Below are 14884 nucleotides of genomic sequence, written 5' to 3' on the forward strand. Positions count from 1 at the left end.
TTAAGAACAATGAATATCCAAAATCAAATTCAGCTTAAGCCTTTTAACACCTTAAGTCTTGATGTAACAGCATCGCATTACATCAAAGTTCAAAGTAATGAGGCATTAGTTGAAGCTCTAAACTATGCCAAACAACATTCGTTAAATGTTTTGATTTTGTCTGGCGGTAGCAATATGTTATTGCCTGAACATATTCATGCACTGGTGATTCATATGGATATTCAAGGGATTGAATATCTTGCTGAAGATGAGCACAGTAAAACTATTCGAGTGGGTGCAGGACAAATATGGCATGACTTTGTGTTATGGACGACTTCTCAGCATTTATATGGCTTACAAAATTTAGCTTTAATTCCCGGTTTAGTCGGTGCATCTCCCGTGCAAAATATTGGTGCTTATGGCGTTGAAGTCGGTGAGTTTATTGAATCCGTTCAGGTTTATGATCGTCAATTGGAAAAGTTCAGCACCATTTTTGCAAGAGATTGTGATTTTTCATATCGACATAGTATTTTCAAAGATGATCCAAACCGTTTTGTGATTACACATGTGATTTTTAAATTGCTTAAACATGCCGATTTAATGCTGAATTATGGTGATCTGAAGCAGGCGGTGGGTGATGAACAAACCGCTGAAAATCTGCAAAAGCAAGTGATTGAGATCCGTAAAAGCAAGTTACCCGATCCTAAAGAATATCCTAATGTCGGAAGTTTCTTTAAAAATCCGATTATTACAGAACAGCTTTATGACCATTTAGCGCTAACATTTTCAAAGTTGCCTCATTACCCTCAAGCGAAAGGTGGGGTTAAAATAGCGGCAGGATGGTTGATTGATCAATCTGGTTGGAAAGGTAAACAGTTAGGGGTGGTGGGTATGTTTCATAAACAAGCCTTGGTTTTGGTCAATTATGACAAGGCTACGTTGGCAGATGTGCAAGCAACGTATCATGCAGTACAACACGATGTTTATCAAAAATTTAACATTTTATTGGAGCCTGAACCTGTATTGTTTAATGAGTCAGGTTTAATTCGTTCACATTTGGAATAAGAAACTATGGCGAAAGCACATTGGATGGTTCGACTGGTACAAATAGCTTCTGTGTTATTTGTACTGTTCGGCTGTTTTATGGTTTTGATTTATTCGCCATTTTATTCGCAGTGGGTTGTGAAGGGGCTTAACCATTTTGTTCCTGTCGAAGTCAATCAAGTTGCAGCAAAAAGCCAGCAAATGGCAGCATTAAGTGAACATGAGAATTTAGAGCCGGGTTCTAAACTGTGGATTGCACGCCAAGCCTATTTAAAGTTGATGGAAGAAGCGATACAAAGCCACAATTCTCAAGATTTGACTGTGATTCAAGCGCGGTATAAAGCCTTGCAACAAATGATTGAGGAAGCACAGCAACAAGAAAAGGATGAGCAAGAAAAGCCCCAGATTCCACTGCTTGCAAAAACAGTGGATGAGGAAGTAGAACAAGCAGATCCCACACAAGTGGTCAAAGATTTATTGGATTTGAACAGTACTGAAAATAAAGCGTTAATGGAAAAATATGTAGAATTCCTTCGTACACATAAAGTAGCAGAGCAAGTGGCTGCTGAAGAACCTGTAGATGAAACGATTTATCAAGATATTGCATTAATTCACGAACAGAATGCACAGCCTCAACCGCAAAGTTCAAAACCTTATGCCATTGTGGTATTGGGTGGTGGACTCACTTTAGATAAGAATGGTCAAGATATTGTGGTCAATGATTACACACGGCTACGCTTAGAAAAGACGCTAGCGATCGAAAAACAATATCAGTTACCGATTGTTTTAAGTGGCGTAGAAGCACCTTATATGCAGCGATGGTTAAAGAAATATGATGTGGATGCAAAATTACTGGAAGATCGAAGCATGAATACTTGCGAAAACTCGCGTTTTAGCTCGTTATTATTACAAAAAAAGGGTGGAGCACCGAGGGTGATTTTAATCACAGATCGTTATCATATGCCGCGTACACGTCGTTTATTTGCACTAAATGGTATTGAAACCGTACCTGTTGAAGCACCGATGCCAACACAGTTGACTAACTGGCGTCCAAGTCAGCAGAATTATGATCATAGTCGCCGTGCAAATTATGAAATGTTAGCCACGATTCGTGATGTTTGGTTTGGTTCAAGTGACTGTCGGGAGGTGCCTTAAATGTCAGATATCCCATTTTTAAATCCCACGATTTTAAAACAGTTAGATTTACCTGTTCCGAGTCGAGAAACCACACCACAATTACTCGAAGCATTAAATCTAAATCGACCTTATCAACCTTCGGTTGAAATTCAAGCTTATCGTAAGCTGTATGGTTTAAATTTATTAGCGTGTGAGCAGTGGCAAGGCTATGTGCAAATGCCTTTATTTAAATTGCATGTACAAGTCTTTCAACCGAATTTAGAAAACCTGCCGTTTGATCAAATCCGTGGTACGGTATTTTTATTGCATGGTTATTTAGAACATAGCGGTATTTATCAGCCGATTATTGCTGAATTGCTGGAACAGGGTTTTAGTGTAATCACCTATGATTTACCCGGTCATGGTTTAAGTGATGGTTCGCCTGCGAACATTAAAAACTTTGATCATTACCAACATGTTTTACATGCAGTATACCAATATGTGAAAAATGCCAGTCAATTGCCTAAACCGTGGTTGGGTATTGGACAAAGTACAGGTGGGGCAATTTGGCTACATCATTTATTAGATTTTGCACAGCGCCGTGAAAACCCTTATGTAGAGCGTGTTTTATTACTTTCTCCATTGATTCGACCTGCGAAATCTGCTTGGTGGCATAATTCGGTTGGCTTGGGCATTATTCGACGCATTAAACGTCAAGTGCCACGTCATTTTAGACGCAATAACCACAATCCTGAGTTTCTACGCTTTGTACGGTTAAAAGATCCTTTACAGCCACGGATGATGGGCATGGATTGGATTTTAGCGATGTCTAAATGGATGCAAGAGATGGAAGCACGTCCAGCCTGCCGTATTCCTGTGTGGTTGGCGCAAGGTGCGTTAGATGAGACAGTCGACTGGCGTTACAATATTGAGTTTATTCGTCGTAAGTTTCGACTTCAAACCTTATTGATGTTGGAAGAAGGTTCTCATCAATTGATTAATGAACGTGCTGATATTCGTGCGGCATTGACTGGCTTAATTCCTGCCTTTTTACATGCACAAAGTTCAGATGGTTATTATTAAAATTTTGTCGTAGTTTTGATATAAAAAGAGGTCAAATCAATATGACCTCTTTTTTTGATTAAAAATATGGTTTTTTAAGTTAGATAACGTTCATAAATCAAAAAATGTTCAATATTAGACTCTTTAAAATTGGCACTGCCTCATTTAATTGATTCAGTTTTGATGCCTTTGCGTAGGCATTATTTCTACTTTTGAAAGGTCAAAATGAGGAGCACGGCTACGCGAGAAAAAACCTTTTGTTTCCCATACACGACATCCCGAACCAGTTTTAAGCACTGCTTTAAAATGCAGCGCAAGGATGGGAAACATGTGGCATCCATGCCACACTCATGAATCTAATACCTGCTAAAAATTATTTTTATTTTTGGCTTTACGAATTACTTAAGTTAATTAAAAAATGACTTATGAAAGAAGTCTATTAAAAACATGGCTTTTTAGATCAGAAAAATTTAAAAAGGGAAATAAAGGTTTGACTGATTTGAGTTCTGAATACATTTTGATTTATACCCATGATTTCATATAAATTCAGAATAAATGCTTAATAAAAATTCAGCTTTAATTTGCTGATCTTATGATTTCTCAAAAGTTTTATGCTGCGTTAGATTGGTTTTAGTTTAGTCACAAGAGGTCGCTAATATGACAATGAAATCAATTCGGTATAACAGTGGAGATCTAGCTTGCTAAAGCTCAACTGCACCAAAAAAATCAGTAATGATCAAACTTTATCTCGGGGTGAAAAAATAAAGTTTGATACGTCCTTTGCACAAAGTAACGACAATAAAAGAAACATACAATGATAATGCTTTTGAAGTCCCAGCAATTGGGACTTTTTTTATTTCAATGACTTGGTTTAATCTGTAATTTGACGGACTGCATTAGAAAGGTTAATCGGTTCAATATGTTGAATTTTGTTGCCAAAACTTCTTAACCACCAAACCAGTTGTGAAGTGAAGGGTACTGTAGCGGTAATTTGTGCTAAACCATTGTCCAGTTTTTGTATGGTTTGATCTTTGCTGAGTTGGCTTTCATCAAAATAGTGCGCATCTTCTTCGGACATGGTTAATTCTAAAGCAATGTTTTCGGTTGCCTTGTTATAATCTACTCTAAAACCTAATGCACCCGAGTCAATATAAGCATCAATGTCAAAGTGAATTGGATGCATTGCGCGTGAGTTTAAAACAATGGCTGATTTAAAACGGTGCAAGGCAAAAGTTTGAATGTCGGTTTTATCATGGCGGGTACAAATTAAATAAATAATCGCACCTTTTTGTACCAATGCTAAAGGATTTAACGTATAGGTTTTTTCTTCGCTTAAGTGACTACGTCCTTGATAAACACACTCTAATTGTTTGTCTTGCAGTAAACCTTCATAAATGGCTTGTTGAGCGAATTTATCAACTAAAGGCGGAATAAGCGGCTGATTTGCTGGAACAATACGCACGCGATTAATCCATTGGCGTACATTATTCTGAGTGGATAAGCTACGACGTGCCAAATCAAACCAAGGGTTCATTTCTTCAATTAGACTTGGTGGCAGTAAGTGCTTTAAATGTTCTTCTACCATCATGAACGTCACTGCTTGAGAGCTGGTCATATGCGGTAAGCTTTGAATCGGGGCATCTGAACGCCAACGCCAACCTTGAGGAACCGTTTTACTGCTTTCAATAGGGAAGCGTAGCGAGATTTGATTTAAATCACGCTGAATGGTGCGCAGGCTGATATCAATACCTTCACGTTGCAAAATTTCTTGTAATTCTCGAGTACCCATCCACTTTCCAGTAGAAAGGCGAGATAAAATTTGCCATTGACGGTACAAACTGTTGGATGTTTCTTTTTCTTGTGAAGACATAACTGAAATTAAAAATCGAGTAGCTTGTTTATATCTGCATTGCATGCCGAACACAATAAAAAAACTGAATATTTTTCCAAGCTTTTCCAATTAGAACAATCTATATTAGATGAATAAAGAGGCAAAAGTATTTATCGCTGATTGGCATGCTTGTTGCTTAATTTTACTTACAATAGATAACAATGATGAGGTTTGTATGCTTAAAGAAGATAAAGATACAAATTCGATTTCGACGCTAGAATGTTTTCCTAATGATATCGGATTAAATGTGAATACATCTGGAACAACTCAATTTACAACTTCGCCTAAAGAAAATACTTTATTTCAACAACTTAAATCACATTTTTTCAACGAATTGCTTGATGATCACAGCATGTCGGGTGAAACCTGTAACAAAATCGAGCAATGGTTATCACAACATACGATTGAAGAATTAAAATCATTAAATCAAACCGCTAAAGATCATTTTTTATATGAGGGGATTACTTTTACCGTATATGGCGAATCTGAAGGGATTGAACGAACCATTCCGTATGATTTAATCCCACGGGTGATTGAGAAAAAGCAATGGAATAAAGTTGCACTTGGCTGTACACAACGGGTTCGCGCGCTGAATTTATTTTTACACGATATTTACCATCAACAAGATATTTTAAAAGCCAATATTGTCCCTGAGTTACAGGTATTGATGCATGAAGCCTATCAACCACATATGTATGCACATGACTTGAAAGGTAAAATTTATAGTCAAATTAGCGGCATTGATATTATTCGTGACCGACATGGTGAGTTTTATGTTCTGGAAGATAATTTAAGAACACCATCTGGCGTTTCTTATATGCTAGAAAGTCGCAAAATCAGCCAAAAACTTATGCCTGAATTATGTCAGCAAAATAATATTTTAGGCATTGAACAATATCCACAATTACTCAAAGAAATTTTGGCTGAAAATGCCTATGTAGACCGACCTTTTATCGTGGTACTTACACCCGGACGTTATAACAGCGCATATTATGAACATTCTTTCTTGGCAAGGGAAATGGATGTGCCTTTAGTGACATCGCGTGACCTTTTTGTAGAGAACGATAAGGTTTATGTCAAAACGATTCGTGGAAGACAGCAGGTTGATGTAATTTATCGTCGAGTCGATGATGAATATTTGGATCCTTTATGTTTTTTGCCTAATAGTTCCTTAGGTGTTGCTGGCTTAATGTCCGCTTATTTAAATCACAATGTCGTGATTGCAAATGCACCCGGTACAGGCGTGGCTGATGATAAATCAATCTATCCGTATGTGGATAAAATGATTCATTTTTACTTGGGTGAGGACGCAATTTTAAAAAATGTACCAACGTATCAATGCCGTGAAGCTCAAGATTTAGATTATGTGTTATCTAACTTAGCTGAGTTGGTGGTGAAGGAAGCTCAAGGTTCGGGTGGCTATGGCATGTTGATTGGTCCACAATCCTCGAAAAATCAAATTGAACTATTTCGAGATAAAATTATTGCTGCGCCGCATTTGTATATTGCGCAGCCGACTTTAGAGTTATCGGTTTGTCCAACAATGACAGACTATGGTGTGGCAGAGCGTCATATTGATTTACGTCCATTCGTTTTAAGTTCGCCATATCGTACTGAAATCGTTCCAGGGGGCTTAACACGTGTGGCAATGCAAGCAGGTTCTTTAGTAGTGAATTCTTCACAAGGTGGCGGAGTTAAAGACACATGGGTTGTCGATAATCTTCATTCATAAACACTTAACCATGGGGATGAAATTATGATTTTATTAAATAGCAATGCTCAACATATTTTTTGGTTAGGACGATATTTAACCCGTATTCAATATTTATGTGGTCAATTTCCATTTCATGATAACCAAGATGCGTTGGGATATGCACATGCTTTTTGCTTGCCCGCTTTTGATGCGAGCTCATTGAATACTTTATTACTGGATACAGAACAACCTTCATCCTTTCATCAACAATTCCAATATGCAAAAGATAATGTACAAGATTTACGTGGGGTACTTTCCGCAAAAGCCTATGCTGAACTGAATCAACTCATTAAAAATGCCAATGAAAATGCAGCGTATATCTGTGATGTTGCTGGAGAGTGTCATGAGGTTTTAGAAGCAGAGCCTGAAGATATTTTTCTGTTTTTTACTTTGGGTCAAAATATAGAACAGTTAGACCTACAAATTCGTTTGAAACACGATCAGGTGAGCACACTCGAAAAGATTGATCAGATTGTCGGTTTTTTGCATCAGATTGGTTGGAATGGACTGAATCATGCATGGCAGCAACTCAAATTAACCCCAGATAGTATGAGTTTTTATCAATTTAGTGATCATATTCAACATTTATTTGAGGTGGATGTATGAAGTTGATGATTAACCACCAAACTCACTATAGCTATAGCGATCAGGCATGTAACAGTATTCAGTATATTAAAATGACTCCGATGAGCAATGCACATCAGCAGGTTCATTATTGGGATGTGAGTGTGCCAGGTCAGAAAGAAGTTAAAGCAGATGCATTTAATAATATTTGGATTACCAGTTCACAGCGACAACCCTATCAGCAAATGACGATTATGGCGCAGGGGATCATCGAGATGAATCCCCACACCCAATTTGGGATTGATACAGCAATAAATCCAAATTTATTTTTGCAACCGACAGCAAATACTTTGTGTAATGCTGAAATGAAAGATTTCGCCAAGCGTCATGTGCCATATTTAACACGAGAACATTTAATTCATTTGTCTGCTGCGGTGTTACAGCATATTCCTTACGTGCCTGATCAGACCTCAGTGCAAACCTCTGCTATTGATGCCTTCCAACATCGACAGGGGGTGTGTCAAGATCATAGCCATGTCTTTATCGCCATGTGTAAGTATTTGGGTTTGCCCGCACGTTATGTATCTGGGTATTTATTTGTCCCAAATACATCTCACCTTGCAAGTCATGCTTGGGCAGAGGTTTTTTTTGACAATACGTGGTATTGTTTTGATACAAGTAACCAATTATTTGCGCTAAATTCACACATTTATGTGGCTATAGGTCGTGATTATTGGGATGTTGCACCTGTTCGAGGTATAAGAGAGCGTGGTGGTATTGAGTCTATGAATTCTATTGTTCAAGTACTCGCTTGCTGAAAATTTGAAGGTCATAGGAGCTGTTAATGACGTATTGTTGTGCGCTACGTTTGAAAGATGGATTGGTTTTTGTTAGTGATACGCGTACCAATGCGGGTGTAGATCATATTTCGGTATTTCGTAAGCTCTATACTTTTGGTGTAGAAGGCGAGCGATTTATAAGCATACAAACATCTGGTAATTTAGCGACAACTCAAGCAGTCATTAGTCATCTACATAATCATTTAGAACTTAAGCAAGAACCGAATTTATATAGTGTGAATACGATGTTTGAGATTGCAGAGTTGGTTGGTCAAACATTGAGAAAAGTGATTTCAGATATCACGGTAGACCCTGATGAGCACAATAATTATTCGTGTAGCCTATTGCTTGGTGGGCAAATTAAAGGTGCAGATATGCAACTTTATAATATTTATTCTCAGGGTAACTTTATTAATGCAACAGAAGACACGCCGTATTTTCAAATTGGAGAAAGTAAATATGGCAAGCCTATATTAGATCGAGCTTTGGTTTATGAAATGCCTTTAGATGAGGCAGTACGGTGTTGTTTAATTTCTTTTGATTCTACTTTACGTTCCAATGTCTCAGTTGGCATGCCACTAGATACCATTGTTTATAAAAAAGATTCATTGCATATTCCAAATGGCAAACGCATTTATGAAGAAGATCCCTATTTTAGGCAGCTGAGTAAACAATGGTCCGATACGTTACGCCGTGGTGTGCAAGAATTGCCAATCCCAACCAATGATTATTTAGAATAATATTTTGCTATTTATAGTCAGAATATAGAGATTTAGCTTAGCGACTGAGCTTAATAAAAAACCCAAGTTAAACTTGGGTTTTTTAAACTTCAATTTTTTACTTTCTGATTGGGCGAGCACTTAAGCGGCACAAAAGTTCATAGCCAATGGTGCCATTAGCTTCTGCAACATCATCAACCAAGCGGTTTTTACCCCAAAGTTCGACTTTAGTGTCTAAAGGTGCATTTAACCCAGTGACATCAATGGCAATCATATCCATAGCGACACGACCAACCACAGGTGCAGTTTTGCCTTGAACGGAAACATAGTTTTGTTTTGGAAAGGCACGTGGATAGCCATCACCATAGCCAATTGAAACAATCGCCAACTGCATTTCTTTAGTTGCAACAAAGTGCGAACCATAACCTACAGATTCACCTGCTTGAATGGTATTTAATGCAATAATTGCTGCTGTGAAGGTCATGACGGGTTTAAGATCTAAATCATTAGCCGTTTGATCTGCAAATGGAGAGGCACCATACAGCATAATACCGGGGCGAACAAAATCAAAATTCAATTCAGGCCATTTGAAAATTGCGGCTGAGTTACAGCACGAAGCCATTATTGGAGCGCAAGCTTCTTTGACGTGTAAAAATTGATTTTTTTGTTGTTCATTTAAAGGGTGATCTTTTGCATCTGCATTGGCAAAATGCATGGCAAGAACACATGTAAAACCTTCTGCTTTTAGTGTATTAATTACTTCAATAATTTCAGCTACTTTAAAACCTAAGCGATTCATACCACTATTTAGTTTGACCCAAACTTTTAGGTTTTTAGCAATATAGGCATCTTTATGTGCGCGTAGCCAATCCAATTGTTGTTGATGATGTACGATACACTCAATATTATTGTCAACCACAACCTGCATTTCATCTTCAGAAAAAACGCCTTCAATGAGTGTAATGGGTTGTTGATAGCCGAGTTCTCGAATCTCAAGTGCCTCTTCAAGACAAGCGACACCAAAAGCATCCGTTCCACCTAAGGCTGCTAAACAGTCTTTGACTCCATGTCCATAAGCATTGGCTTTAACCATACTTACAATTTGAGCAGTTGGTGCAAGTTGTTTAACACGGTTTAAATTATATTGCAGTGCTTCTCTGTCAATATAAACTGTTGCTTGGCGCACCCTCGTTACTCCTTGGGGTTACAAATATTGCATTACGAGAGGGCAAGCCCCAGACGTAAATTAATTTTTGAGAGATTTAAATGAAGAATTTCAGTGGGATTGATAAAATATTTATCATGAAAATATTGAATTATTGTAGTCCTCTCAGTTGAAAATGGACATTATTTTAAATAATTTTATTGACAGTTAATTTAGATCAAACCTAGACTTTGCATATGATTTTGCTAAGACTCGGTAATCCCCCCTCAACTTGAACTGAGCAATTTATTGTTGGAGTTATTTTATAATGAGCGTTTGTCGATATTTCATAATGTTTAAGATGATGGTTGCCAGATAAAGATATAAGTTAGAGCCATAGTATTTTCATGGTTCCATTTTGGCTTGGTGAGTCGTAAATTTAGTTTAGCAATTGAATTTGACTGGACTCGTTATTTTTGAATAGAAAATATCAACAAACCTTTGTTTTAAATTGGTTTTAAAGAAAATTTTAAGTAAACTTTAAAAAAGAGCAATAACAAGATTTTGTATTGATATAAAAAGGACATAATTATGGGCGCTTGGTCACATGAACCATTTGGTAATGATACTGCGAACGATTGGGCTGATGAATTAGAGAAAAGTTCGGATTTTTCAATCGTTGAAAAAGCTTTTAATCAAATTATTGAATCTGCGCAAGAATACATTGATGCAGATATTGCTTGTGAGGCCCATGCAGCAGCAGAGGTACTTGCTCAAGCTCTGGGAAAGGGGACACAAGATGATGCTTATACTGAAAAAGTTGATGCGTGGTTAACAAAACTGACGATTAAACCTCATGATCTTCTTATTCCCAAAGCACTTCAAGCATTGGGTTTATTGACCACTGAAGATTCAGAACCAGATGAACTGTGGCAAGATTCAGAGGAATATAGCCAGTGGAAAGCAAATATTGATGAATTAAAAGAACTTTTAAAAGCTAAACTTTAGATGCTTTTTATCTAGACTTAATTTAACAGGGTAATAAAAAACGGACAGCTAAATGTCCGTTTTTTTATTTTTGGAGCATGTGAAAATTATTCTTCATCATTATATTGAGAATAAAACTCAGGTGACAGGTTGCTAAAGCGCGTGTATTGACCTTCAAAAGCCAAGCGAACAGTACCAATTGGGCCGTTACGTTGTTTACCAATAATAATTTCCGCTGTGCCTGCTTCTTTAGATTCTTTGTTATAAACTTCATCACGGTAAATAAACATAATTAAGTCGGCATCCTGCTCGATTGCACCTGATTCACGAAGATCGGACATCACAGGACGTTTATTGGGTCTGTTTTCCAGTGAACGGTTGAGCTGAGATAATGCAATCACAGGGCACATCATTTCTTTAGCCAGAGCTTTTAAGCTTCGTGAAATTTCTGAGATCTCACCGACACGGTTATCACCCATGCCTGGGACTTTCATCAATTGTAAGTAGTCGACCATAATACAGCCAATTTTACCACCATGCATTTTGGCAATACGACGCGCCCGCGCTCGTAATTCTGTCGGTGGTAGGGCTGAAGAATCATCAATATATAGATGTTTTTCCTGTAATTGCAAAATGGTGCCAGTCACTTTCGACCATTCATCGCCATCTAATTTACCAGAGCGTAAGTGTCCTTGATGAACCTTGCCGTAAGCTGAAATTAAACGCATGGCAATTGAATCTGCGGGCATCTCCATGGAGAAAACCAGAGCAGGCAAGTCGCAGTTAAATAAAACACTTTCCACTAAGTTCATCGCGAACGTGGTTTTACCCATAGAAGGACGCGCAGCAACAATAATCAAGTCACCTGACTGCATGCCAGATGTTTTGTTATCCAGTTCCATAAAACCTGAAGTTAAACCTGTAATGCTGCCTTCCATTTGTGACAGTTCATTTAACTTGTCAAAAACATCGGCAACGACAGCATTGATTGGTTTTGGCCCTTGAGCTTTAGCATTGTTATTATGTTGTTCAGCAATGGAGAAAATATTCGTTTCTGCTAAATCTAAAATTTCACTCACGCTACGACCTTTGGTGTCATAGGCATTTTGCAAAATTTCAGAGCTGACTTTAATCATGCTACGTAAAGTTGAAAATTCTTTAATTTTATTGGCATAGGTTTCTAAGTTGTAAAAACTAGAAGGGGAATCTGCCATCAATTGCATCAAATATTCTTCGCCACCTACAGCATCCAATAGGTTTTGTTTGATGAGCCAATCATTGACCAATACAGCATCGTAAGGTGAATTTTCTTGAGTTAATTTTTCAATCGCACGAAAAATATATTTATGTCGTGTCGCATAAAAATCATTTTCACTGAGTACATCACCAACTTGTTCAAAAGATTCAGCTACCGTCATCAGGGCTGCAAGTACAGCCTGCTCAATCGCTAAGTTGTGCGGTGGAGTACGAAACTCTTTTAATTGGCTAGGCTCATTACTTTTATTATCTACTTTTGATGCGTTAAGCGTAGCATTGGCATTCGCCTGTGACATATAAAACCCTAATTTTAAATGCAATAAATGAGTAATTTAGAAAGATGGCACGAAGAATAAAATTTCAAATATTTTCGTACAAATAGATCATACGCACTCTTAAAAAAAATGCGAATCGAAAATTTCATTCATCTAAAAGCAGTCAAAATAAGTTGTGCTAACTATTTGTTGTTAAAGCGACATAAGCTATTTTGACTATTTTCAGAAATAAAAAAGAGCATGCAAAAGCATGCTCTTTTTCTTGCAGAAAATTACTCAGATACGATAGTAACGAGAACTTCAGCAACAACATCATGGTGCAATTGGATTGCGATGTTGAATTCGCCAGTGTGACGAAGTGCACCGTTCGGTAAACGAACTTCTGCACGGTCAACTTCAAGACCAGCATTTGTCAACGCGTCAGCGATGTCACGAGTACCGATAGAACCGAATAGTTTACCTTCGTCACCAGCTTTCGCAGTGATTACGATGTTAACTTCGTCTAATTGGTCAGCACGTGCTTGAGCAGCAGCTAAAACATCAGCTTCAGCTTTCTCAAGTTCAGCACGACGAGCTTCAAAAGCAGCAGTATTCGACTCAGTCGCTGCTACTGCTTGACCTTGAGGGATAAGGTAGTTGCGGCCGTAACCAGCTTTAACTGAAACTTTATCGCCTAATTTACCAAGGTTTTTAATGCGTTGTAGTAAGATAATATCCACAGCTCAACCTCACTTATGATTGTCAGTGTAAGGGATCAATGACAAGTAGCGAGCTTGTTTAATAGCAAGCGCTAATTGACGTTGGTAACGAGCTTTAGTACCTGTAATACGGCTAGGAACAATTTTGCCGTTTTCAGTGATGTACTGTTTTAAAGTATCGATATCTTTGTAGTCGATGTAAGCAACTTTCTCAGCTGTAAAGCGGCAGAACTTGCGACGACGGTAAAAACGTGCCATTTATGTTCTCCTTATGCTTCAGCAGAATCTTGAGATTGTTGTGCTTCTTCACGTTGTGCTTTACGCGCACGTTTTTCTTCAGCACTTTTAGCAAGCAATGACTCTTCAGTGATTGCGTGTTCACGACGAATAATAACATTACGAAGGATTGCATCGTTATAACGGAACAATTCTTCTAATTCATTAAGCGTAGTTTGACCACATTCAACATTCATTAAAATGTAGTGAGCTTTATGAATTTTGTTAATCGGATAAGCCAATTGACGGCGGCCCCAATCTTCTAAACGGTGAATTTGACCTTCAGCTTCTTTGATGTGAGTTAGGTAACGTTCTACCATACCCACAACTTGATCGCTTTGGTCTGGATGTACCAAAAGTACGATTTCGTAGTGACGCATTGTCAGCTCCTTACGGTTTATACAGCCTCTAAATAAAATTCGGAGGCAAGGAGTCACAACCGAGGTTGTGTCGCAAAATTTGCGAAGCGTGAATTTTAGTGGTTTTAAGCTGAAATTACAAGAGCAGCTTTCTGAAATACTGAATTTATATACGTGGCTTCGAGCGTAATAGGAAAACTACATAGCCTTTAAATTGAGGATCTTGTTGTATAAAAGCTGGATTTGTCCATTCACCATTTTGTACCAGTCCAACTTTATAAGGTAAATGTAGAGTGGAAATTCGTTTTAAGTAGGCCTGATAATTTGGAATGGTGCTTGTGCCTTGATACGTTTGAATGACCAGTTCATTAATATTTTGTCGTAGCAAATTTAAAACTTGCGGATCTTGAACATTGGTCCAGTCGAGTAAACCTGTAATACTGATTTGATATTGTTTGGGTAATTGCTTTCTTAATGTTTGAAGAAATAGGGCATATTGCTTTAGATTTTTTGTCTTTGCATCGAAGTCAATTTGAATGCCTTGAATTTTATTTCCCGCATTTTCCCACTGTTTGATGCGGGTTAAAATTTTTTCTAATTCAGATTTTTGCCAATTTAAATGATGGTTTCGATAGACCAGCCAAACTTTTTGATGCGGTATTTTTAAAATCGAGACACCTTGAGGAGTGAAGATTGAACTTTGTGTAGATTGATCTAAACGGATTTCGCCTTGTAAAATATAAAGTTCTTTGGCTTGCTTTAAATAAGCAGCAGTAGAAATATCGCCCCAAATCCAAAAACTTGAGTATTGATTGGCATCAACCATGATTTTAGCTGAAGCAGATTGACTTGGTTGGCATGCGATTAAACTCAAGCCACAAAGTAAAATAACAATAATCGAGTGAATCCGCTGTAGCATCT

15 protein-coding genes are annotated in these 14884 nt (G+C 37.8%); 8 read left to right on the plus strand and 7 right to left on the minus strand.

Translation table 11 applies throughout. From position 1 onward, the window contains the following. The first annotated feature begins 9 nt into the window (after positions 1–9). From murB to B9T24_RS11240, 3 genes are read left to right on the plus strand one after another with little or no spacing between them, the layout of a single operon-like run. The gene (gene murB, locus B9T24_RS11230; RefSeq protein ID WP_086165846.1) at positions 10–1044 is read left to right on the plus strand and encodes a UDP-N-acetylmuramate dehydrogenase; all 1035 of its coding nucleotides are present in this window, start codon (positions 10–12) and stop codon (positions 1042–1044) included. A 6-nt stretch (positions 1045–1050) separates the two neighbouring features. After that, positions 1051–2178, plus strand: coding sequence for a YdcF family protein (locus tag B9T24_RS11235; protein ID WP_086165847.1), 1128 nt, complete (start codon positions 1051–1053; stop codon positions 2176–2178). After that, positions 2179–3222: an alpha/beta hydrolase gene (locus B9T24_RS11240; RefSeq protein ID WP_004648814.1), complete on the plus strand. Its 1044-nt coding sequence runs from the start codon at positions 2179–2181 to the stop codon at positions 3220–3222. It abuts the gene before it with no gap. Between the two features lie 850 nt (positions 3223–4072). Here B9T24_RS11240 and B9T24_RS11245 read toward each other — a convergent pair. Further along, positions 4073–5071 (minus strand): helix-turn-helix transcriptional regulator, encoded by a 999-nt coding sequence (locus tag B9T24_RS11245; RefSeq protein WP_086165906.1) that lies wholly within the window; start codon positions 5069–5071, stop codon positions 4073–4075. Between the two features lie 196 nt (positions 5072–5267). Between B9T24_RS11245 and B9T24_RS11250 the strand changes: the two genes are divergently transcribed. Genes B9T24_RS11250 through B9T24_RS11265 form a run of 4 tightly spaced genes read left to right on the plus strand, consistent with a single transcriptional unit; the run spans position 5268 to position 8988 of the window. Next, a complete protein-coding gene (locus tag B9T24_RS11250) occupies positions 5268–6824 on the plus strand; it encodes a circularly permuted type 2 ATP-grasp protein (RefSeq protein ID WP_086165848.1) in 1557 nt (518 codons plus the stop codon). Between the two features lie 24 nt (positions 6825–6848). After that, positions 6849–7451, plus strand: a complete 603-nt coding sequence (locus B9T24_RS11255; RefSeq protein WP_086165849.1) for an alpha-E domain-containing protein — start codon at positions 6849–6851, stop codon at positions 7449–7451. After that, a complete protein-coding gene (locus tag B9T24_RS11260) occupies positions 7448–8227 on the plus strand; it encodes a transglutaminase family protein (RefSeq protein WP_086165850.1) in 780 nt (259 codons plus the stop codon). Before B9T24_RS11255 ends, B9T24_RS11260 begins: the two co-directional genes overlap by 4 nt. Before the next feature lie 26 nt (positions 8228–8253). Then, positions 8254–8988 carry a proteasome-type protease gene (locus B9T24_RS11265; RefSeq protein ID WP_086165851.1) on the plus strand — a complete coding sequence of 245 codons (735 nt, stop codon included), beginning with the start codon at positions 8254–8256 and terminating at the stop codon, positions 8986–8988. 97 nt (positions 8989–9085) lie between these two features. Here B9T24_RS11265 and alr read toward each other — a convergent pair whose 3' ends face one another. Next, positions 9086–10153, minus strand: coding sequence for an alanine racemase (alr, locus tag B9T24_RS11270; RefSeq protein WP_086165852.1), 1068 nt, complete (start codon positions 10151–10153; stop codon positions 9086–9088). A gap of 549 nt (positions 10154–10702) precedes the next feature. Here alr and B9T24_RS11275 point away from each other — a divergent pair. After that, entirely contained in the window at positions 10703–11119 is a 417-nt protein-coding gene (locus B9T24_RS11275) for a DUF4259 domain-containing protein (protein ID WP_086165853.1), read from the plus strand. A gap of 86 nt (positions 11120–11205) precedes the next feature. Here the strand turns inward: B9T24_RS11275 and dnaB are convergent, their stop codons facing one another. The 5 genes from dnaB to B9T24_RS11300 all read right to left on the minus strand — a co-directional run bounded on the left by dnaB (position 11206) and on the right by B9T24_RS11300 (position 14882). Then, entirely contained in the window at positions 11206–12651 is a 1446-nt protein-coding gene (gene dnaB / locus B9T24_RS11280; RefSeq protein WP_086165854.1) for a replicative DNA helicase, read from the minus strand. A 251-nt stretch (positions 12652–12902) separates the two neighbouring features. Then, the gene (gene rplI / locus B9T24_RS11285; RefSeq protein WP_004648824.1) at positions 12903–13349 is read right to left on the minus strand and encodes a 50S ribosomal protein L9; all 447 of its coding nucleotides are present in this window, start codon (positions 13347–13349) and stop codon (positions 12903–12905) included. A 9-nt stretch (positions 13350–13358) separates the two neighbouring features. Then, positions 13359–13586, minus strand: a complete 228-nt coding sequence (rpsR, locus tag B9T24_RS11290; protein ID WP_004648825.1) for a 30S ribosomal protein S18 — start codon at positions 13584–13586, stop codon at positions 13359–13361. Between the two features lie 11 nt (positions 13587–13597). Further along, positions 13598–13984 carry a 30S ribosomal protein S6 gene (rpsF, locus tag B9T24_RS11295; RefSeq protein WP_004648827.1) on the minus strand — a complete coding sequence of 129 codons (387 nt, stop codon included), beginning with the start codon at positions 13982–13984 and terminating at the stop codon, positions 13598–13600. Between the two features lie 145 nt (positions 13985–14129). Continuing rightward, positions 14130–14882: a DUF3142 domain-containing protein gene (locus B9T24_RS11300; protein WP_086165855.1), complete on the minus strand. Its 753-nt coding sequence runs from the start codon at positions 14880–14882 to the stop codon at positions 14130–14132. Positions 14883–14884: the final 2 nt, after the last annotated feature.

The organism is Acinetobacter sp. ANC 4654, assembly GCF_002135425.1.
In the GTDB taxonomy this organism is placed as follows: domain Bacteria; phylum Pseudomonadota; class Gammaproteobacteria; order Pseudomonadales; family Moraxellaceae; genus Acinetobacter; species Acinetobacter kyonggiensis.